Source organism: Mycobacterium sp. IDUB_39 (genome assembly GCF_055419205.1).
The window spans coordinates 364,818-385,159 of the sequence record NZ_JBVAXF010000002.1 but is presented as its reverse complement, the minus strand read 5'-3'; the positions used below and the strand labels follow the sequence as shown (position 1 = coordinate 385,159).

The 20,342-nt window shown below is 67.0% G+C and carries 17 protein-coding genes; 5 read left to right on the top strand and 12 right to left on the bottom strand.

What is annotated here, in order from left to right; genetic code table 11:
• Window positions 1-15 precede the first annotated feature (15 nt).
• Window positions 16-462: a cupin domain-containing protein gene (locus tag ACZY0X_RS08075; protein WP_463769237.1), complete on the top strand. Its 447-nt coding sequence runs from the start codon at window positions 16-18 to the stop codon at window positions 460-462.
• Between the two features lie 3 nt (window positions 463-465).
• Here the strand turns inward: ACZY0X_RS08075 and ACZY0X_RS08070 are convergent, their stop codons facing one another.
• The 9 genes from ACZY0X_RS08070 to ACZY0X_RS08030 all read right to left on the bottom strand — a co-directional run bounded on the left by ACZY0X_RS08070 (window position 466) and on the right by ACZY0X_RS08030 (window position 10,285).
• Window positions 466-1,254, bottom strand: coding sequence for a VOC family protein (locus ACZY0X_RS08070; protein WP_463769235.1), 789 nt, complete (start codon window positions 1,252-1,254; stop codon window positions 466-468).
• Window positions 1,255-1,333: 79 nt separating this feature from the next.
• Entirely contained in the window at window positions 1,334-2,227 is an 894-nt protein-coding gene (locus tag ACZY0X_RS08065) for an amidohydrolase family protein (protein ID WP_463769233.1), read from the bottom strand.
• A 15-nt stretch (window positions 2,228-2,242) separates the two neighbouring features.
• Window positions 2,243-3,640: an NAD-dependent succinate-semialdehyde dehydrogenase gene (locus tag ACZY0X_RS08060; protein ID WP_463769231.1), complete on the bottom strand. Its 1,398-nt coding sequence runs from the start codon at window positions 3,638-3,640 to the stop codon at window positions 2,243-2,245.
• Between the two features lie 55 nt (window positions 3,641-3,695).
• On the bottom strand, window positions 3,696-4,124 hold the full coding sequence (locus ACZY0X_RS08055) for a type II toxin-antitoxin system Rv0910 family toxin (protein ID WP_463769229.1): 429 nt from the start codon (window positions 4,122-4,124) through the stop codon (window positions 3,696-3,698).
• 4 nt (window positions 4,125-4,128) lie between these two features.
• A complete protein-coding gene (locus ACZY0X_RS08050) occupies window positions 4,129-4,344 on the bottom strand; it encodes an antitoxin (RefSeq protein WP_463769227.1) in 216 nt (71 codons plus the stop codon).
• A 36-nt stretch (window positions 4,345-4,380) separates the two neighbouring features.
• Window positions 4,381-6,807, bottom strand: coding sequence for a cation-translocating P-type ATPase (locus ACZY0X_RS08045; protein WP_463769225.1), 2,427 nt, complete (start codon window positions 6,805-6,807; stop codon window positions 4,381-4,383).
• Window positions 6,804-8,423 carry a serine hydrolase domain-containing protein gene (locus ACZY0X_RS08040; RefSeq protein ID WP_463769223.1) on the bottom strand — a complete coding sequence of 540 codons (1,620 nt, stop codon included), beginning with the start codon at window positions 8,421-8,423 and terminating at the stop codon, window positions 6,804-6,806. The genes ACZY0X_RS08045 and ACZY0X_RS08040 overlap by 4 nt, the downstream gene beginning before the upstream one ends.
• 18 nt (window positions 8,424-8,441) lie before the next feature.
• Window positions 8,442-9,551 carry an MBL fold metallo-hydrolase gene (locus ACZY0X_RS08035; protein WP_463769221.1) on the bottom strand — a complete coding sequence of 370 codons (1,110 nt, stop codon included), beginning with the start codon at window positions 9,549-9,551 and terminating at the stop codon, window positions 8,442-8,444.
• Complete coding sequence (locus ACZY0X_RS08030; RefSeq protein ID WP_463769219.1) at window positions 9,551-10,285, bottom strand: enoyl-CoA hydratase; 735 nt, start codon at window positions 10,283-10,285, stop codon at window positions 9,551-9,553. Before ACZY0X_RS08030 ends, ACZY0X_RS08035 begins: the two co-directional genes overlap by 1 nt.
• A 39-nt stretch (window positions 10,286-10,324) precedes the next feature.
• Here ACZY0X_RS08030 and ACZY0X_RS08025 point away from each other — a divergent pair, with 39 nt between their 5' ends.
• Window positions 10,325-11,797 (top strand): carboxyl transferase domain-containing protein, encoded by a 1,473-nt coding sequence (locus ACZY0X_RS08025; RefSeq protein WP_463769217.1) that lies wholly within the window; start codon window positions 10,325-10,327, stop codon window positions 11,795-11,797.
• 11 nt (window positions 11,798-11,808) lie between these two features.
• Here ACZY0X_RS08025 and ACZY0X_RS08020 read toward each other — a convergent pair whose 3' ends face one another.
• Window positions 11,809-13,803 (bottom strand): YhgE/Pip family protein, encoded by a 1,995-nt coding sequence (locus tag ACZY0X_RS08020; RefSeq protein WP_463769215.1) that lies wholly within the window; start codon window positions 13,801-13,803, stop codon window positions 11,809-11,811.
• A gap of 14 nt (window positions 13,804-13,817) precedes the next feature.
• Window positions 13,818-14,471 carry a P-loop NTPase family protein gene (locus tag ACZY0X_RS08015; RefSeq protein ID WP_463770558.1) on the bottom strand — a complete coding sequence of 218 codons (654 nt, stop codon included), beginning with the start codon at window positions 14,469-14,471 and terminating at the stop codon, window positions 13,818-13,820.
• A 195-nt stretch (window positions 14,472-14,666) separates the two neighbouring features.
• On the opposite strand from ACZY0X_RS08015, the gene ACZY0X_RS08010 reads away from it, so the two are divergent.
• From ACZY0X_RS08010 to ACZY0X_RS08000, 3 genes are all read left to right on the top strand, one after another.
• The gene (locus ACZY0X_RS08010) at window positions 14,667-15,353 is read left to right on the top strand and encodes a hypothetical protein (RefSeq protein WP_463769213.1); all 687 of its coding nucleotides are present in this window, start codon (window positions 14,667-14,669) and stop codon (window positions 15,351-15,353) included.
• Between the two features lie 144 nt (window positions 15,354-15,497).
• Window positions 15,498-17,048, top strand: a complete 1,551-nt coding sequence (locus tag ACZY0X_RS08005; RefSeq protein WP_463769212.1) for an HNH endonuclease signature motif containing protein — start codon at window positions 15,498-15,500, stop codon at window positions 17,046-17,048.
• A 155-nt stretch (window positions 17,049-17,203) separates the two neighbouring features.
• A complete protein-coding gene (locus tag ACZY0X_RS08000) occupies window positions 17,204-18,253 on the top strand; it encodes an alpha/beta fold hydrolase (RefSeq protein ID WP_463769210.1) in 1,050 nt (349 codons plus the stop codon).
• 117 nt (window positions 18,254-18,370) lie between these two features.
• On the opposite strand, the gene ACZY0X_RS07995 is transcribed toward ACZY0X_RS08000, so the two are convergent.
• Window positions 18,371-20,233: a fatty acyl-AMP ligase gene (locus ACZY0X_RS07995; protein ID WP_463769208.1), complete on the bottom strand. Its 1,863-nt coding sequence runs from the start codon at window positions 20,231-20,233 to the stop codon at window positions 18,371-18,373.
• Window positions 20,234-20,342 lie beyond the last annotated feature (109 nt).

Below are 20,342 nucleotides of genomic sequence, written 5' to 3'. Positions count from 1 at the left end.
ACGTAGGCTGCACCCATGACCGAACTCCCCGATTGGGCCCTGCGGCTCGACCTGTCCCCGCACCCGGAGGGCGGCTGGTTCCGGGAGACGTGGCGCAGTGAGTTGACCGTCGCGCAGTCCGCGCTCCCGCCCGACTACACCGGGCCGCGCAGCGCAGGTACGGCAATACTGTTCCTACTCATGCCCGGCCAGCAGTCGGCGTGGCACACGGTGCGCAGTGCCGAGCTGTGGATGTATCACCGCGGCAGTCCGCTTCTGCTCGAGGTGGGGCGGGAACAGGACGAGGCGACAACACATCTTCTCGGCGGCGATGTCATGGCCGGCGAGCAACCCCAGCTTCTCGTCCCCCCGGGGCACTGGCAGCGGGCCCGTCCCAGTGGGGACGAGGCCACGCTGGTGAGCTGTGTCGTGGTGCCCGGCTTCGACTTCGCCGACTTCGCCCTGGCCGCCCCTACCGACTGAGCCTCAGTCCTGCAACGACGACAGGTTGAACGCCGCGCCGGTCGGATCGGTGACGGCCGCGAGCCGGCCGTACGGGGTGTCCTCGGCGGCGCGGACCACGGCGCCACCGTTGGCCACGATGACCTCGACGGTCTTGTCGACGTCCTCGGCGCCCAGAAAGACGGTCCAGGTCGACGGCACACCCTCGGGCAGGAAGTTCTCCCCGTCCATGACACCCAGCAGAGGCTCGCCGCCGAACATCGCGTTGCTGTAGCGGAACTCCGGGATGTCGGACTCGACGTTCATCTCCCAGCCGAACACGGTGCGGTAGAAGTCGATGGCCGTGGTGTAGTCGCGTGTGGTCAGCTGGTGCCAGACCGGTGTACCCGCCGCGCCGACCACCTCGAAGCCGGTGTGCCCACCGGGCTGCCAGAGGCCGAGCATGCCACCCGCCTTGTCGGTGACAATCGCCATCCGACCCTTGGCGGGAACATCCATGGCGCCGCCGCACGACGTACCGCCCGCCGCGACCACGGCCTCGATGGTGGCGTCGGCGTCCGCGGTGTGCAGGTAGGTGGTCCATCCGTCCGGCATGTTCCACTGCGGGTCGTTGGTCATCAGACCGGCGACCGGCTTGCCGTCGAGCAGAGCGGTCACGTAACCGCCGTACTCCTCGCCGGCTTCCTCGAAGGTCCAGCCGAACACGGTGCCGTAGAACTCCCGCGCCCGCGCCAGGTTCGAGGTGCCGAGGTCGATCCAGGTGGGTGCGCCCAGCGGGGCTGTGTACTTTGTCTTGGCGGAGCTTGTGCTCACGTGGGTTCTCCTTGAGAAGTTGGGGTCGGTCACCAGTACCGACTGCTGTGCCCGTCAAAACTCATCGCCCACGAGAAACTCATCGCGAGATGCCGAGAACCCGCAGCGCGTTCTCCTTGTAGATCAGCGGCGCGATCTCGGGATCGAGATCGAGCGCTGCGAAGTCACTGCTCCAACGGTCCAGCTGGATGTAGGGGAAGTCGGTACCGAACAGCGCCTTGTGGCGTAGCGGCCGGGCGAGGGCGCGGACCAGCTGCGGCGGAAAGTACTTGGGCGAGTATCCCGAGAGATCGATGTAGACGTTCGCCTTGTGCGTGGCGATCGCGATCTGCGCATCCACCCACGGCACCGCCGGGTGCGCCATCACCACCGTCAGGTCGGGGAAGTCGGCCGCGACGTCGTCGAGCAGCATGGGGTCGCTGTAGCGAAGCTTGATACCGTGCCCGCCGGGCAGACCCGAGCCCATGCCCGTCTGCCCGGTGTGAAACAGCGCGGGCAGACCGGCACCGGCGATGGCGTCATAGATCGGGTAGAACCGGCGGTCGTTGGGCTCGAACGCCTGCATGCTCGGATGGAACTTGAAACCCCGTACGCCCATAGCGATCTGCTCGTGCACAAGAGCCACCGCGTGGTCGGACGTACGGGGGTCGACGGTCCCGAAAGGGATGAGAACGTCGTTGTTGGACGTGGCCCCCGCGATCAGGTCCTCAACGGAGTTGGGCTTATGGCCCATACCCGTCTCGGCGTCGATGGTGAAGACCACCGCGGCCGTGTTGCGCGCGCGGTAGTGCCTGGCCAGTTCATCGACCGTGGCCGCGGCGGTGTCGCCCATCTTGAAGTAGGACCGGGTTGCATCGACCAACTCGTCGTCATACGCGTTGCGCCCGTTGCAGTCGACCTCGACGTGAGTGTGGAAGTCGATGGCCTCGATGGCGTCGAAATCGATTCCGTACTCGTACTTCTCGGTCAACACCGGCCGCAGCCCCAGTCAGTCCGCCACGTAATACAGTCGCTTGTTCACGAACTCGTCCATGCCCAGCGGACCGAGTTCGCGGCCGAACCCGCTGCGCTTGACCCCACCGAACGGCACCTCCTGGCCTTCGTTGGCGGGTGCGTTGACGTTGGACATACCCGACTCGAGACGCTGCGCGATCTTCTCCGCACGCGCCCGGTCGGTGCTGAACACCGCGCCGCCCAGCCCGTAGTCGGAGTCGTTGGCCAGCGCCAGCGCCTCCTCGTCGCTGTTCACCGAGTACACCACCGCGACGGGCCCGAACAGTTCCTCGCGGTAAGCCCGCATCTCCGGGGTGATACCGGTCAGGACCGCAGGCGAGTAGTAGGCGTCGGGGCCGTCGCTCAGCACACCGCCGGCGTGCAGCGTCGCACCCTTGGCGACGGCGTCCTGTACCTGCTCGTGCAGGATCTCGGCGGCCTTGCGCGATGACAGCGGCGCGAACGTGCCCTCCGCGGACTGCGCCGGGTCGCCCGGCTTGAGGTCCTTGGCGCGCTCGACCAGACGGCCGACGAAGGCGTCGTAGATATCGTTCGTGACGATCATCCGCTTGTTCGAGTTACAGGCCTGCCCGGTGTTCCCAATCCTGGTCTCCCACGCCAGATCAGCCGAGGCCGCCACGTCATCGGAGTCCAGCACCACGTACGCGTCTGACCCGCCGAGTTCCAGTACGCACTTCTTGAGGTTCTTGCCTGCCAGCGCCGCTACCACCGACCCGGCGCGCTCCGATCCGGTCAGCGACACCCCGACGATGCGGCGGTCGGCGATGATCTTCTCGATCTGACCATAGGACGCGAACAGGTTGACGTAGACACCGTCCGGGACGCCCGCCTCGTCCATGATCTCCTGCACCGCCAGTGCGGACTTCGGCACCGACTCGGCGTGCTTGAGGATTATGGTGTTGCCCAGCACCAGGTTTGGCGCCGCGAACCGCGCGATCTGGTAGTAGGGGTAGTTCCAGGGCATGATGCCCAACAACGGCCCGATGGGAAGCTTCTGAACGTAGGCCCTGCCGTGCGCGAGGGTCCGGATCTCCTGCTCGGACGCAAACCCGGGGCCCTCGGTCGCGAAGTACTCGAATATGTCGCCACAGAAGTCGGCCTCGCCGACCGCCTCGGGCAGCGGTTTGCCCATCTCCTCGGTGGCGATGGCGCCGAGCCGATCGGCCTGCTCCCTGAACAGGTCGGCCACGCGGCTGACGATCTTCGCCCGCTGCGCGATCGGGACGGCCTGCCAGGACCGGTAGGCCTCGGCCGACTTGGCGAGCGTGGCCTCGATCTCCGCGTCGGTGGCGAAGTCGAACTCCTCGCCAACGACACCGGTGGCCGGGTTCACGACCCGGTAGGTGGGTTGAGTGGAAACTACTGCGGTCATCAAACTGCTCCCTCTGCTTGGTGCGTCCACGCTAGCCGCGCTGTCTCGGCCGCGGTCACGCGAAGACGGTCTTGAAGTTCTCCAGAGACTGCTGGATATCGCCCTTGAGCGCGCCAGCGACTGCCATCCCGATGGGACCGAACAGTACGCCGCCGAGATGCACGTCGAACCTCACGGTCGACCCGGTTCCCGTCGGGGTGATCTTCGCGATCAGCTTGATCTTGACCCCGCCCTTGCCGTCGCCGTTGAGGGTCATCGTCTCGGGTGGCCGGTAGTTGACGATCTTCCATGTGACACGGTTCGCCATACCCTTCACCTCGATGATGGACACCAGTTCGGTGCCCTTCCCGATGATCTCGGGCAGCGCGTTGCGCCACACCCGATGAACGGTCAGCCACTCCTTGTATCGCGACAGGTCAGAAGCCGCCTCCCACGCCTGCTCCGGCGCCATGGGGACGTCGACCGATACGGAAAGCTTCGCCATCCCGCTACGACTGCGGCGGTGCGGGTGGCGAGGCTGGCGGCTGCCCCGGCTGCTGGGTGTTATCGACGGCCTTCTTCGCGGCTTCCTGCACCTTGTCCACGTGCTGGGAGTACTTACCCTGCGTCTTCTGGTCGACGACGTCGCCGACCTTGTCGATGGCGGAATCCACCTTGTCCGCGTTCTGCGATACCAGGTTCTTCACCTTGTCCAGAAATCCCATGGCTTCACCTTAATCCCGCACGCCCACGCCGCACCTCTATTGCTCCGGGGCCTTCCACAACCGTCGCTGCTCGCCGAGCAGTCTGCCCTGAACCCACCAGGTCACCTCGATGAGAACCGCACCGACGGCACCGATGACCAGCGCCGTCGTCGTCACCACGAGGTTGGATGGATCCAGCATGAACTGTTCGCGGGCCAGCGGGATGGAGAAGATGACGACGTAGGACAGCGCCGCGACCGCGACCAGCGCCACCCGCCACCACTCATAGGGCCGGGCGACCACGGCCAGCACCCAGATGGCGCTGACCAGCAGCGTCATCAGCGCCGCCGTGGAGGCCTGCGTCTGCTCGGTCAGCGTCGCCGCCCGGCCCTGGTAGGCCAGCAGGTAGGAGACGAACGTCGCGATACCGACCACCAGACCCGACGGCAGCGCCGCCGTCATCACCCGGCGGACAAAACCGGATCGAGCACGTTCACTGTTGGGGGCCAGCGACAGGATGAAAGCCGGGATCCCGATGGTGAACCAGGCCGCGATTGTCACGTGAATCGGCTGGAAGGGGAACGGCAGCGGATCGGTGCCGAAGATCTTCGACGCCAACCCGCCGAGACCAACCAGCATGGCCAGTATCACCGAGTAGACCGTCTTGGTCAGGAAGAGATTCGATACCCGCTCGATATTGCCGATCACGCGGCGGCCCTCGCCAACGACGTACGGCAGCGTCGCGAACTTGTTGTCCAGCAACACGATCTGGGCCACCGCACGCGACGCCGAACTACCCGAACCCATTGCGACGCCGATATCGGCGTCCTTGAGTGCCAGCACGTCGTTGACACCGTCGCCCGTCATCGCCACCGTGTGGCCGCGGGACTGCAGCGCGTGCACCATCGACCGCTTCTGATCGGGGCGCACCCGACCGAACGTGGTGTACTCCTCCACCGTGTCGGCGAGTTTGTCAGCCTCGGCCGGCAGTTTGCGCGCGTCGATCGTCTCGCCGTGCAACCCGAGCGTGCCGGCCACCGCACCCACCGAGACGGCGTTGTCGCCGCTGATCACCTTGACCGTGACCTTCTGCGACGCAAAGTAATCCAGCGTGTCACGGGCATCGGGGCGAACCCGCTGCTCGAGCACCACCAACGCGACGGGCGTCACCTCACCGGGTGCGTCGGGCGCGTCAACCGGGCGGTCGCAGGACCCCAGCAGGAGCACTCGCAGGCCCTTGGCGCCGATCCGCTCGGCCTCCTCGGCCTGCGGTGAGGCGGGATCCAGCAGGACATCGGGGGCACCGATCACCCAGTTGCCGTGCTCACCGTAGGAGGCGCCACTCCACTTGGTGGCCGACTTGAACGGTGCCGCCGCGGTCTGCACCCAGCCCGGCGGCGTGTCGTAAGCCTCGCCGATGGCGGCCATACTGGCGTTGGGCCGGTTGTCGTCGGCGGCCAACTGCGCCAGCACATCTGTGACAATTCCGCGGTCGCTTCGCTCCTGCCCGCCGACGACGTTGCCCGCAGTTTCCAGGGCCACCAGATCACTGACCCGCATACCGTTCTCGGTCAGTGTGCCGGTCTTGTCGGCGCACACCACGTCGACGCGAGCCAGACCCTCGATCGCGGGGAGTTCCTGCACCAGACACTGCCGTCGGCCGAGCCGCACCACCCCGACCGCGAAGGCGATCGACGTCATCAGCACCAGCCCCTCGGGCACCATCGGCACCAGCGCTCCGACCATGCGCAGCACCGACTCCCGCCATCCCGCGTCGGTGGTGAACAGCTGGGTGTAGATGATCAGCAGGCCGGCCGGGACCAACAGGTAGGTGATGAACTGCAGGATCTTGTTGATGCCGCTACGCAGTTCGGACTTCACCAGGGTGAACTTGCTGGCCTCCTCGGCGAGCTTGGCGGCGTACGCCTCACGCCCGACCTTGGTGGCGCGGTAGGCGCCGCCGCCGGCAACCACGAAACTGCCCGACATCACCATGTCGCCGGCGTCCTTGGCGATGGGATCGGCCTCGCCGGTGAGCAGGGACTCGTCGACCTCGAGGTTGTTCTCCTCGAGGATCACGCCGTCGACCACGATCTGATCGCCGGGCCCGAGTTCGATGACGTCGTCGAGCACCACCTCGCTGGGCAGCCGCGGTGCGGTACCAGACTGCCTGCGCACCACCGGTTTTGCCTGACCGACGATGGCGAGCTTGTCCAGTGTCTGCTTGGCGCGCAGCTCCTGAATGATGCCAATCGCGCTGTTGGCGATGATCAGCAGACCGAACAGCCCGTTGATCAGCGAGCCGGTGGCCAGCACGATGAGGAACAGCACGCCAAGGATCGCGTTGATGCGCGTGAACACGTTGGCGCGCACGATCTCCGACACACTGCGCGCCGCACGCGCTGGGACGTCGTTGGTCTTGCCCTCAGCCACCCGCTGGGTGACCTCGGCATCGGACAGGCCCAGTGCTAGGACGCTGGTCACCGGGCCCCCTTGGTGAAGGTGCCCAGCTTGTCGCCGTCGTAGAACTCCAGGATCAGGCGGTCACCGTCGAATGTGGCCTTCGAGATGGTCCCGGGTGGCGCGTTCTCGCCGGTGGGGACGAAGGTGAACACGTTTCCGTCCCAGTGTGTCAAGTCGAGTTTGTCGCGCGGGCCCAGCGCCAAGGTGAGCTTCCCGTTCGCGTCGGCGATGGTGGCCGGACCCCAGTACGAATTGCCATAGGTGCCCACCAGCGTCGGCGTTGGGGGTGCCGGAGCGGGCTTCTCGGGCCGCGTCTTGCCCGCCAGCACGCCCGACGGATCCGCCATGTCCTTGAATGCCTCGCTGTACAGCCCACGCCAATCCTCCCGGACCTCACCGAACTGGACCAGATCGGCGAACTCCGCGGTCAGTGTCTCGGGAATGCCTGCGGGCGTGCCATTGGTCAGCGCGACGATGGCGACATCCGCCGAGGGCAGGATGAGGAAGTTGGTGCCTGCGCCGAGTTCGAAGGCCCCGGAATGGCTGAGCTGAACGCGCGCGGCGGACGTGGTCCCGACGTTGAAGCCGTAGCCGTAGAAGCCCGAGCGCGCCGCGGGCTCCGACGCCGGGGCGGACACGATCTGCGGGGTGACGGCTGGCAACAGCGCCTTGGGGTCGACGATCTGCTGACCGTTGTAGTCACCGTCGGCCAGCATCATGGTCAGCCACTTGGTCATATCGTTGGCCGAACTGCTGACTCCGCCTGCGGGCGACTCGGCCTGCGCATCGCGGACGAACAGCGGCTGATAGGAGCCGTCGGTGCGAATGTGGCCGACGGCCTTGTCGGTCCTGGCCTCATACGCGGAGAAGCGCGACGTCGTCGACGTCATGCCCAACGGTCCGTACAGCACGTCCTGGCTGAGGTCCTCCCACGACTTGCCCGCGGCGACGGCGGCCGCCTCGGCACCGGCGGTCACACCGAAGTTGGTGTAGGCGTATGAGATCCGAAACGGATCCAGTGGAAGCTGGCGCAGATGCTCGAGCACGTATCGGCGGTCATAGCCCAGGTCCTCGAGCAGATCGCCCGCGTGATCGGGCAGCCCGGAGCGGTGGGAGTACATATCGCCAATCGTCACCATCAACGTGGCGGCCGGATCGGCCAGCGTGAACCAGGGAAGCTTCTCGGCGATCGGGGTGTCCCAGCTGATCGCGCCGACTCCGACCTGATGCGCGATCACCGTGGCGCCGAGCGGCTTGGACAACGAGGCCAGCTGAAACACCGTGTCGGCGTCCACCTTGTTGGCGGGATCGTCACCATTGCGGACATCCTTGACGCCGAAGCCCTTCGCGTACACGGTTTTTCCCCCGTGCACCACAGCGACCGACATACCGGGGATACCCGAGCTCTTCATCAGCTCCTCGGCGATGCCGTCGAGCTTGGCCACCGCATTGTCGACGGCGTTCTCCGGCAGCGGCATCGCGGGCACCAGCGGCGGCGGAACGGCGGACGGCGCAGCGCTCGGCGGCGGCGGTGGGCTCGCGGGTTCGGCGGACTTCTGCGACGGGGTGCAGCCCACCAGCAGGGCCAGCGCAGTGGCTGACGCGATGAGTGGGGTGATCAAGCTCGATTGACGCACCCCAAGAACGCTAGCCGGTCAGCTGCGCCACCACGGGTCTAACGCGACCGACGTCTCTCGTTCGACACGCTCACCGGGTCTGGGTATGGCGAGGGCGACACCCTCGTCGGCAGCGGCGTTGATCAGGCGCTCGACCGGCTCGGACCACGGGTGTGGGGCGAGCCGGAAGGTCGCCCAGTGAATCGGCACAAGCAGCCCGGCGTCGCTGACATCACGATGCGCGCGGACGGCACCCTCGGGATCCATGTGGATGTCGAGCCAGCCGGGGTGGTAGGCCCCGATGGGCATCAGCGTGACGTCGAACGGGCCGTGGTCGGCGCCGATGTCGGCGAAGCACTTGCCGTAGCCGGTGTCCCCGCCAAAGAAGGCCCGGTGCCGCGGTCCGAGCAACGCCCACGACGCCCACAGGGTGACGTTGCGGTTCACGAAGCGGCCGGAGAAGTGGCGGGCAGGTGTGCACACCAGCGTCAGCTCGCCGAGCTGAGCGCTCTCATTCCAGTCGAGCTCGACGATGCGGTCGTCCGGGATGTGCCAGGCGCGCAGGTGCGCGCCGATACCCAGCGGCACAAAGAACTTCGACCGCTGGGTGCGGGCCAGCACCTTGATGGTGTCAACGTCGAGGTGGTCGTAGTGGTCGTGGCTGATGATCACCGCGTCGATCGCGGGCAGCTGCTCCAGCGGCGCGGGCACCGGGTGCAGGCGCTGCGGTCCGACGACGCGCGACGGCGAGCACCGATCGCTCCACACCGGGTCGGCCAGAACGCGGTAACCGTCCACCTCGATGACCGCCGACGAGTGCCCGTACCAGGTGACGGCCAGATCGGCGGCGGGCAGACCCGCTTCGGGGGTGACCAGCGGTACGGGTGAGGGCGGACGCTGGGCCGCGCCATTGCCGATCACCTCGCGGGCGAGCATCCACTGCTCGTGACGCGTGAGCTCGAAGGTGGATGCGGGTTCGAGGTTGACGAAGACCCCGTCGCGGTAGTTCGGGGACCCCTGGGCCACCGCGCCGATCTCCACCGGCGACGCGCCCAGCGCCGACGGCGCACCCTGCAGCGCGCGCAGCACCCAGCCGCCACCGACGAGCGCGGCCGTGCCGCCGACCAGCCGCACCGCCTCGCGCAGCATTAGGCGCCCTTGAAGTTCGGCGGCCGCTTCTCGATCCGGGCTACCTGCGCCTCGATGATGTCGTGGCTGGTCCACGCCTTATCGAAGAGTTCCTGGTGAAGGGGGTGTGGATCCTCGTAGGCACCGTCGTCGTTGAGCACCCGTTTGGCGTGCTGCAGCGCAAGCGGCGCGAAGCCGGCGATCTCAGCAGCCCATGCCTGCGCGTCGGCCAGTGTGCCGATGCGGTTGGCCATCCCGGTCTGCAGGGCGTCGTCAGCGCTGAGGCGCTCGGCGGCCAGCAGCATGCCGCGGGCCCGACCCGCCCCGACGAGCGACGTCAGCCGGCGGATGCTCCAGTTGTCCAGCGCGATGCCGTACTTAGCCACGGGGAACTGGAAGTACGCCTCGGGAGCGACGACGCGCAGATCGCAGATCATCGAGAGGATGACACCGGCGCCGATGGCCGGCCCGTTGACCGCGCCGATGACGGGAACCGGTGCCGCGTCGATCGCGAGGTTCAACGCCTTGGCCTTATCGGGTAGCTCGTCGGCGACGCCCTGTCCGCCGGAGAGGTCCGCACCCGAGCTGAACACGTGGCCGCCGCCGGTGATGACGATCGCCCGAACATCTTGAGCAGCGGCCTTCTCGATCTCCTCGCGCAATCCGTCGACCAGTTCGCTGTTGAGTGCGTTACGTCGCTCGGGACGCTGCATCTCGAGGGTTAACACGGCTCCGTCGCGGGTCACACCAATCATGGCGACCAGACTAACGAGCCTGCCCGATAGCCTCTTCCTGTGAGCCGGATTGGAGCCGTCGAATTACGCGATGCCGTCCTCGATGAGGGTTCGTTCCGCAGCTGGGACGCCCCACCCGTGGAGGTGCCCGCCAATGACGCGTACCGACGCGAACTCGCCGACGCGTCGGCTGCGACGGGGCTCGATGAATCCGTCCTGACCGGCGAGGGCACGGTGTTCGGCCGCCGCATCGCCGTCGTGGCCTGCGAGTTCGACTTTCTCGCCGGGTCGATCGGGGTTGCCGCGGCCGAGCGCATCACGGTCGCCGTCGAGCGGGCCACCGCCGAGGGCCTGCCGCTGGTGGCGTCGCCCAGTTCGGGCGGTACCCGCATGCAGGAGGGGACGGTCGCGTTCCTGCAGATGGTCAAGATCGCCGCCGCAGTCGAGCTGCACAAACGCGCGCACCTGCCCTACCTGGTGTATCTGCGCCATCCCACCACCGGCGGCGTTTTCGCGTCGTGGGGTTCGCTGGGGCATGTCACCGCCGCGGAACCGGGCGCCCTGATCGGCTTCCTCGGTCCGCGGGTTTACGAGCACCTCTACGGCGAGCCCTTCCCCGCTGGCGTTCAGACCGCCGAGAACCTGCAACGTCACGGCGTGATCGACGGTGTTGTCCCCCTCCATCTGCTGAGGTGGACACTCGACCGCGCGCTGAAGGTGGTCGCCGACGAGCCCGGACCGCCGCCTCCCGCACCCGAGGACGAGCCGTTGGCCGACGTTCCCGCCTGGGATTCGGTCGAGGCGTCGCGGCGGCCCGAGCGGCCCGGTGTCGGCTACCTGCTGCAGCACGGAACGACGGAGCGCGTGCTCCTGTCGGGTACCGGCGAGCAGGGCGGGGCGGCCACGACGCAACTCGCGCTGGCGAGGTTCGGCGGGCAACCCGCCGTGGTGCTGGGGCAGGAACGTGTCGGCGGGCTTGTCGGCCCGCGGGCGTTGCGCGAGGCGCGACGCGGTATGGCGCTGGCGGCCGGGCTGCGCCTGCCGCTGGTGCTCCTCATCGACACCGCGGGACCCGCGTTGTCCGCCGACGCCGAGCAGGACGGCCTGGCCGGGGAGATCGCGCGCTGTCTTGCCGACCTCGTCACGCTGGATACCCCGACGGTGTCGGTGCTGCTGGGGCAGGGCAGCGGCGGTCCCGCGCTGGCGATGGTGCCCGCCGACCGGGTGTTGGCCGCCCTGCACGGCTGGCTGGCGCCGCTGCCACCCGAGGGTGCCAGTGCCATCGTCTACCGCGATGTGGACCACGCGCCGGAACTCGCTGCCGCACAGGGCATTCGGTCCGTCGACCTGATGCGCAACGGGATCGTCGACGCCATCGTGCCCGAACATCCCGACGCCGCCGACACTCCGGAGGATTTCACCGCGCGGCTGTCGGCGACCATTGCCGGCGAGCTACACCGGCTGCGTTCGGTGCCCGGCGATGAGCGGCTGGCCCGCCGGCTGCGTCGCTACCGGCGGATCGGCCTGCCCTGACGGTTTGGCGCTCACACCTCGATGGGCGGGTGTAGTCGCTCCATCGTGTACAGGCGGTTGCGTCTGGCCGCCCAGGCGCTGGCCGCGAGCGACGCCGCAAGGACACCGACCAGAACGGTGATCGCGATCCACAGTCGCGAGTCGATGCCACCCACTGTCAGTTGGCGTAAACCGTTGACCGCGTATGTCATCGGATCGAACGGGTGGATCACCCTAAACGGTGCGGCGGTGGTCTCCACGGGGTAGATTCCGCCCGCCGACACCAGTTGCAGCATGAGAAACGCCAGGGTGAGCACTCGGCCGACCGCGACACCGAAGACCGCGTTGAACGCCTGGATCAGCGCCAGGAATGCCGCGGCGACCAACACCAGGAAGGCGACGGTGGCCAGCGGGTACTTGGCCTGCAACCCGACACCGAAGTGCACGACCGCATACATCACGACCACCTGGCACAGTGCCAGCACCAAGCCGGGCCAATAGGACGCCAACACCACACGCAACGCCCCGAGCCCATTGACGATGGGACGGGACTGCAACGGCGTCAACAGCATCCAGATGATGAGCGCACCGATGAACAGCGCGAGCGGCAGGAAGAAGGGCGCGAAGCCCGTGCCGAACGTCGACGCCGGATTGGTGTTCACCTCGTCCAGCGCGACAGGGGCCGACAGGGTGCGGGCGACGTCCGTGCGCTGCGCGGGCGTCCACGACGGCACCTGGGCAGAACCCTCCCGCAGCTTGGTGGCCAGTTCCTGCGAGCCGGCCTGCAATTGCTCGGTGCCTCCTGCGAGTTCGGTTGCACCCGAGGCCAGCCGACCGCCACCGGCGGCGAGCTGCACCAGACCGGAGTTCAACTGCTTCGCCCCGGAGTTCAGCTGGTCCACACCATCGCGGAGCTTGACCACATCCGCGCGCAGGCCACCGTTGAGCGCCCTGGTCATGAAGGTGCGCAACGTGCTGTTGGGATCGCCGAGTTCGTTCTCGAGGTGGGTGGCGCTGTCGCGCAGGCGAATCAGACCGTCGTCAGTGGCGGGATCGATACCCTTGGCTTTCAGCAGCCGTTGCGCGCCGGCGAGGACGCCGCCCATATCTCGCACCGCCGGGTCGGGGTTGGACTGCAGGAAACCGACGGTCTGGTCCACGATCGCCGCGGCCTGCGTGTAGTCGATATTCAGCGCCGCGAGGCGGTCGGTGGTCGAGCGCACCGCTCCGCTGAGCCGCTGCGCGGCCATGCCCACCTCGTTCGGATCGAGTTGCAGCTCACCCACTCGGTCGAGGACGTGAATCAGCGGGTTGATCGCGGTGTTGACGGAGGTGTCCAGCTTCTGTGTGCCCGCCGCGAGCTGGGCGGAGCCGTCCCGCGCCGTCACCAAACCGGCTGCCAGCGTTCGTGATCCGTCGGCGAGCTGTTGAGCCCCGTCGTTGGCGGCGGTCAGTCCGCCCGCGAGTTGTTGCGCGCCGTCGGATGCCTTGATCAGTCCCGCCCCGGCATCGGTCAGGCCGGTCAGCACGGTGCCGACCGTCTGCTCGCCGATCTTGGCGTTGACCTCGTTGAGCACCTCGCGCGCCGCGTTCTGGCCGATGATCGACGCCAGATAGTTGTTGGCGTCGTTGAAGGTGAACCGGATCTTCGCCTGCTCGGGATGCGACCCCGACGGCGAGGCTATGTCGGCACTGAATTCCTCCGGCAGCGTGATCGAGAAGTAGTACTTCCCCGATGCCACACCGGCCGCGGCGTCGGCCGCTGACACCTGGTGCAGCTGCAGCTGTCCCGAGTCGATGAGAGCCGATGCCACCTCGTCGCCCGCGTTCGTCTGCTGCCCCTGCACTTGGGCCCCACGGTCTTCGTTGACGAGCGCGACCGGGACCTTGCTCACCTCCGCGAACGGATTCCAGAACGCCCACAGGTACATCGCTCCGTACAGCAGTGGCATGAGAATGATGGTGATCAGGGCGATACGGGGCAGCACGCCGCGGGAGTACCGCTTGACGTCGGTGCCGAGTGACATTCCTGCGAGCATGGCTACCGAGCCCCCTTCTGCTGGCCCGCGAGTTCGGCGGGTTCGGTGATTTCGACGGGGATCTGCGTACACCCGGGTGCCTCGCCCTGGGGGTTGGCGGCGCTGGTGATCACGGTCTGGCTGGCACCCAATTCGATCAGGCGGTCCAGCAGCAGCGCGCGGTCACCGTCGACGGCGACAGCGTCGAGGCTGCCGACCACCAGCAGTCGCGGGTCGGTGGTGTTGGCCAGGGCCACTCGGAGCAGGGTCTCGTCGAGTTCGGTGAGCTGGTCGACGAATGCGTCGAGGTGCGGGAGCGGGATATCGCCGAACACGGGCTCACACACCCGTTTCAGATCGGCGTCATCGGCGCGCCAGATCAGCTTGTACCAGCTGGCATTCCATCGCAGCTTCTCGGTGAGCAGGTCACGAACGGTCACCGATTCCGGGACGCTGTCGATGTCCTCGACGCCCGCCAGCGCCGACACCGCGAAGGACTCCCGGGCGCGCGTCATCCCGAACACCGTCAAGGCCCCCTCCACGGGACGCATCCGGCTCGCCAGGGTCATCAGCAGCGCGGTGCGCCCCGTGCCGGGCGGACAGATCAGCACCGTCACCCCGCCCTCGGCGATATCGAGGTCCACCGGGCCGTACACCGGGCCCCACGGGCCGCGCATCCTGATACCGCGTGCGGACACCGCGGGGGGCGCCTCTGGCGTCTCTGGCGCCTCTGGTGCTGTCTCGTCGGGGCCGTCCTGAGGTTCCACCCGTCAATCTCAGCACAACCGCAGCTCACGGGCGGGCTGTCGGTGAATTGATCACCGTGGCAGAACCTTTGGGATGCACGTCACGGTCATGGCATTCTGGGAGTGATGGAGGCTCTCCTGCACTTCGCCGGTAACTTCTGGTGGCTGATATTCCCGCTCGGCGGGGTGATCGGCGGCGGGGTCAAGGCCGTCGCCGCGGCCAACGAACGACGCGCCGAACGACGGCTGGAGCGGTACCGGATCAAGCAGCAGACCAAGGTGGCCGTCGCCGAGGCGGCTCGGCGGGCCCGCGGTGACGAGGCGGGTGCGCGACGGGAGCTGGGACGGATCGTCGCGCAACACGACGCCACGAACGCGCGGTGGCTGGACTACGAGATGGATGTGGCCAAGCTGCTCGACTTCCCGATGATGACCGATATGCGTGAGCCGCTGACCGTGGCGTTTCACAAGGCCCGCAGCCGCGCTGACCTGGTCCGCCCCGTGGACGTCGACAGTGTCGACCGCGATGGCGCGCTGGACTACCGCGATGCAGTGCTCGAGTACGCGGCATCGTTCGACGTTGCCGAGGCCGAGGCCATCCGCCGTCGGCGCAGCGACTTCTCCGAGGAGGCGCAGGAGCGCCTGCAGCGCGCTCAACGCCTGTTGCGGGTGGCCGAGGACGGGGCCGCCACCCCGCAGGAACGCCAGAACGCCTACGCGCGGGCACGCGTCGAACTCGACGGTCTGATCGTCCTGCCCGCCGTGACGCGCCTTGCCATCGAACGGGGCATCGCGGGCGAGATCGAGGCCTGAGTTCTCGAGGCGCTCTACACCTGGACTCTGACAAATTCGGTATGCGAGTGCCGAGTTATCCACAGTCGCGAATTCATCCACAGATCGCCGCGACCAGCGACTTTCCTTCTGCCACAAGCCCAGCGAGCGGGTAAATTCGTACACATGTTCGACGAATTGGTGGCCGAAGCCTCCGCCGCTCGTGGGGGTGCTGCGATCGGGGCGTGGGCGCGGGTGGAGGCCGCCGCGTGCGCACGCCGCCTGACCGCGATGGTCGCCATCCTCGATGCGCGCCAGTCCGCGGACGACTCCGCCTCCCGCGAACAGTGGTACCTGGACAACTGGGGCGCGGTCTGCGCCGAGATCGGCGCCGCCCAACAAATCACACCCGCAGCCGCCTCCAGCCAACTGCTGGTCGCGACCTCACTACGCGACCGGCTCCCCAAAGTGGCCGCACTGTTCGCCCAGGGCCAGCTGACCTACCAACTGGCGTCGGCCATCGTGTGGCGCACCGCCCTGATCAAGGACGCTGACGCACTACGCGCCGTCGACACCGAACTGTCAGAGGCATTGACTGACTGGCCGCCGATGTCACAGCAGAAAACGGTCGACGCGATCGACGTGTTCGTCGACCGCCACGACCCCCACGCGCTGCGTCGCACCCAGAACAAGGCGCGCGGCCGATCGGTGGACGTCACCATCGACGACGCCTCGGGCCTGGCCTGCCTGTGGGCCACCCTGTTCGCCCACGACGCCAAGGCCCTCGATCAACGCCTCGCTGCGCTAGCGGGCACGGTGTGCGCCCAAGATCCACGCACCCGCGATCAGCGCCGCGCCGACGCCCTGGGCGCCCTGGCCGCCGGTGCCGATCGGCTGACCTGCCTGTGCGGGCAACCCGACTGCGACACCACCGCACCGGGCCGCAGTTCGGCGGTGGTCTACGTGATCACCCACGACGACACCCTCACCCAGCAATCCGAGGCCATCGCACGCCAGGACACCGCACTCGACGGCGCACAGCCCCGACTGTTCGACAAACCGATGCGTGAACTCACCCTGACCGAGGCCCTGACCGACACCGACCCCGGCGAACCCGCCACCACCACACCCGGGGTGATGATCGGCGGCCCGGTCCTGGCCGGCCCGATCATCCGCCGCCTCGCCCTGACCGCCGTGATCAAACGCATCATCCATCCCTGGGCCGCGCCACCCGAACCGCGCTACGTCCCGTCAACAGCGCTGGCGAACTTCGTGCGCTGCCGCGACCTGACGTGCCGCTTCCCCGGCTGCGATCACCCCGCCGATCGCAGCGATATCGACCACACCATCCCGTACCCGACCGGGCCCACATGTGCGTCCAACCTCAAATGCCTGTGCCGAAAACACCACCTGCTCAAGACCTTCTGGAACGGTCCCGACGGCTGGCGTGACCGACAACTACCCGACGGCACGGTCATCTGGATTGCGCCTGGCGGGCAGAGCTACCGCACCCAACCCGGCAGCCGCCTGCTGTTCCCGTCGCTGTGCGAACCCACCGCACCCGTGGTCACGTCCACCGTGCCAGGCGCCGGATCCGCCGCCGCGAACACCGGGCTGACCATGCCGCGGCGCGACACCACCCGAGCGCAAGACCGCAGGCAACGCATCGACAAGGAACGCCGAGAGAACAAGCAGACGGCACAGCTGGCGATGGCCGGCTCGATCCCGCCGTTCTAGCTACCGAACTTGTGCGATGGCGGAATGGATATCTACGGCGTCAGCACCCAATCTTCATGCCTGGCAACGTCGAATCGCGGTACTCGGGGTTCATGCCCCAACACCTGACTCTCAAACCGCTCTATCCTGCCAGGGACGTACCGAAAGGACCCATCATGCCTTCGCCCACAAACGCCGAGTACTTCGACCTCGGCGACTTCACACTCCAGAGTGGTTTCACCCTGCGAGACGCGACACTCGCGTACAAGACATACGGCACGCTCAACGCCGAGAAGACCAATGCCATCGTCTATCCCACCTGGTACTCGGGGTGGCACACGGACAACGAATGGCTGATCGGCACCGACAAGGCGCTCAACCCCGATGAGTGGTTCATCATCATTCCGAACATGATCGGTAACGGGCTGTCGTCGTCACCGTCGAACACCCCGGCGCCCTATGACCGGGCGCGCTTTCCCGCCGTGACGTTCTACGACCAGGTGGAGGCGCAGCACAAACTGGTCACCGAGAAGTTCGGCATCTCGACCATCGCGCTCGTGACCGGATGGTCGATGGGCGCTGGCCAGACCTATCAGTGGGCTGTGAGTCACCCTGAGATGGTGCAACGCGCCGCACCGTTCTGCGGCTCGAGCAAGACCTCGCCGCACAACAAGGTGTTCCTTGAGTCGTTGATCTACGCGCTGACCGCGGACGCCGTGTGGGCCGACGGTGACTACTCCCCGGATGCACTACCCATCAAGGGATTACGCGCATTTGCCCGAGTGTATTCGGGCTGGGGTTACTCACAGGCGTTCTACTGGGAGGAGGCGTGGCGCGAACTGGGGTTCACCTCTTTCGACGATTTCCTGTATGGGTTCTGGGAGAACTTCTTCCGCGACGGGCGCGATCCCAACAACCTGATCACCATGCTCCGCACCTGGCACAGCGGAAATGTCGGCAACACACCGGGATTCGGTGGTGACGTCGAGAAGGCACTTGCCTCAATCCAGTGCCCGCTACTGGCGATGCCGGCAGAGAAGGACCTCTACTTCCCGCCGGAGGACGAGCATTGGGCGTCTCAGTTCATCGCACAGGGTGAAGTGCGAGTCATTCCCGGCATCTGGGGTCATTTCGCCGGAGGTGGGGTGAACGCCGTCGACACAGCATTCATCGACGCCGGCATCCGGGACCTGCTCGCCAAACCGGGTTACTCCCCGCAGAACTGAGACTCCCCGGCAGGACGCGCACGCGCGGTGCGCGTCCTGCCTGGGGCGGAGGTTTCCCTTGTCGAGGTTCCCCCGCGAACCCTTCGACTCCCTGCGCGCGACTCAGCTATCTCGCGATTACTCAAAGCCTCCGGCGACGTACTGGGCCCGGCAGGCGCGGCGGGCGAGTTTGCCGCTGGTGGTGCGCGGTATCGCACCGGCGGCAACGAGCAGTACGTCGGCCACCGCGATGGCGTGGCGTCTCGCGACGGCCGCCCGGATGGCCTGTGCGACAGGCTCTTGCGCGGCCCGGCCTGCGCCGACCGCACGCTCTGCGATCACGACCAACTTCTCGCCGGTGCTGTCGGTGGTGATCGCGCCGGGCAACTCGCTGGCGGGCAACGAGAATGCCGCGACGAAACCGGCCCGCACCGAAGCCGATGCCTCGGAGACGGTGGTCTCGATGTCGTTCGGGTAGTGGTTGCGGCCGTCGATGATGACGAGGTCTTTGATCCGGCCGGTGATGTACAACTCTCCATCGAGGTACACACCAAGATCGCCCGTTCGCAGCCACACGCCGCCGATATCGGAGCCCTCGGCGTGGCTGTGCTCCTCCAGCCGCGACTGCAGCTTGTTGCGGAAGACCACCTCGGTCTCATGCTCGCGGCCCCAATAGCCGAGGCCGATATTGTCGCCGTGCAACCAGATCTCGCCGATCTCGCCGTCGGGTAGCTCGGTGCCGCTCTCGGGGTCGACTATGACACCCCACTGGCTACGTATCACCTGACCGCACGAGACGTGAGCCACCGCGTTCGGGTCCTCGGGTGCCACCGGTACCGCTCGATTGTGACCGAGGTACTCGCGGTGCAGGTAGATCTCGCTCGGTTGGGCGTCAGGGGCGATGGTCGCGACCGACAGGGTGGCCTCGGCCATCCCGTAGGACGGCTTGATCGCCGTGGCCGGCAGTCCGTAGGGCGCAAAGGCCATGGTGAAGCTGTCGATGGCCGCCATCGTGACGGGTTCGGATCCGTTGAGCAGACCGGCCACGTTGCGCAGGTCGAGGCTTTCGCCGTCGGCCGGGAGGCCCCGCTTGGCGGCGAGTTCGAAGGCGAAGTTCGGCGCCGCCGCGAAGGTCCGACCGTGGGCGGATTCCTCGGCCAGCTGCTTGATCCAGCGGTGGGGTCGTCGGACGAATGCCAGCGGATCCATCAAGGTGATGTGGCCACCGCACAACGCGGGGAACATGATCATCATCAGCCCCATGTCGTGATACAGCGGCAGCCAGCTGATGCTGCGAGTACTCCGATCCAGGCCACCGGCGAGGATCATCTGCAACACATTGGTGCATACGGCGCGGTGGGTGATCACCACACCGGCGGGCGTGCGGGTCGAACCGGATGTGTACTGCAGATAGGCGATGTCGTCGGAGTCCAGCGCTATCGGGCTGAACGTCGAGCCCACCGAATCGGGCACCGCGTCGACTGCGAGGACACGCGGACGCCGATGCCGCGGAATTCTCCGAAGGAAGTCCCTGACGGATTCGGCAGCAGCGCTTGTGGTGAGTAGGACAGTGGGATCCGCGTCGGCGATCACTGCGTCGAGTCGCTCGGCATGACCGGGCAACTCCGGCGCGAACAGGGGCACGGCGATGGTGCCGCTGGCGATAGCCGCAAAGAAGCCGACGACGTAGTCGATGCCCTGCGGAGCCAGTATCGCCACCCGATCACCGCGTTCGGTGACCTGCTGCAGCCGAGCGCCCACAGCCCGCAGTCTGGTTCCCAGCCGATTCCAGGTCAGTTCGACGGCCAGTCCGTCGCGGTCCGCGGAACTGAAATTCAGGTATCGGTAGGCCGGCGCATCCCCCAGCGTTGCGATATTGCGATCGAGGTATGACGTCAGAGTGGCCCCGTCGGGCAGCGCGATTCCACCCGCCGCATCGAGATGATCCTCGATCTTGATTTCATAGGCATCGCCGCTGTCGCACAAGGCTTCCCGATCCACACGGGAACTCTACTAGATGTGCTAATAGTCTGGATTCGCAGGTGGCGGCTACGTAAGGAGTCCGCCACACACGCCCCTCAGCCAGGGTATGCGGAGGTCACAGACAGTG

Coding starts and splice junctions, on each gene's coding strand:
- ACZY0X_RS08010 (WP_463769213.1), top strand. CDS start 14,667: ATGGAGGCTCTCCTGCACTTCGCCGGTAACTTCTGGTGGCTGATATTC.
- ACZY0X_RS08035 (WP_463769221.1), bottom strand. CDS start 9,551: ATGCTGCGCGAGGCGGTGCGGCTGGTCGGCGGCACGGCCGCGCTCGTC.
- ACZY0X_RS08000 (WP_463769210.1), top strand. CDS start 17,204: ATGCCTTCGCCCACAAACGCCGAGTACTTCGACCTCGGCGACTTCACA.
- ACZY0X_RS08015 (WP_463770558.1), bottom strand. CDS start 14,471: ATGCGCGGCCCGTGGGGCCCGGTGTACGGCCCGGTGGACCTCGATATC.
- ACZY0X_RS08005 (WP_463769212.1), top strand. CDS start 15,498: ATGTTCGACGAATTGGTGGCCGAAGCCTCCGCCGCTCGTGGGGGTGCT.
- ACZY0X_RS08020 (WP_463769215.1), bottom strand. CDS start 13,803: ATGTCACTCGGCACCGACGTCAAGCGGTACTCCCGCGGCGTGCTGCCC.
- ACZY0X_RS08060 (WP_463769231.1), bottom strand. CDS start 3,640: ATGACCGCAGTAGTTTCCACTCAACCCACCTACCGGGTCGTGAACCCG.
- ACZY0X_RS08030 (WP_463769219.1), bottom strand. CDS start 10,285: ATGATTGGTGTGACCCGCGACGGAGCCGTGTTAACCCTCGAGATGCAG.
- ACZY0X_RS08055 (WP_463769229.1), bottom strand. CDS start 4,124: ATGGCGAAGCTTTCCGTATCGGTCGACGTCCCCATGGCGCCGGAGCAG.
- ACZY0X_RS08050 (WP_463769227.1), bottom strand. CDS start 4,344: ATGGGATTTCTGGACAAGGTGAAGAACCTGGTATCGCAGAACGCGGAC.
- ACZY0X_RS08075 (WP_463769237.1), top strand. CDS start 16: ATGACCGAACTCCCCGATTGGGCCCTGCGGCTCGACCTGTCCCCGCAC.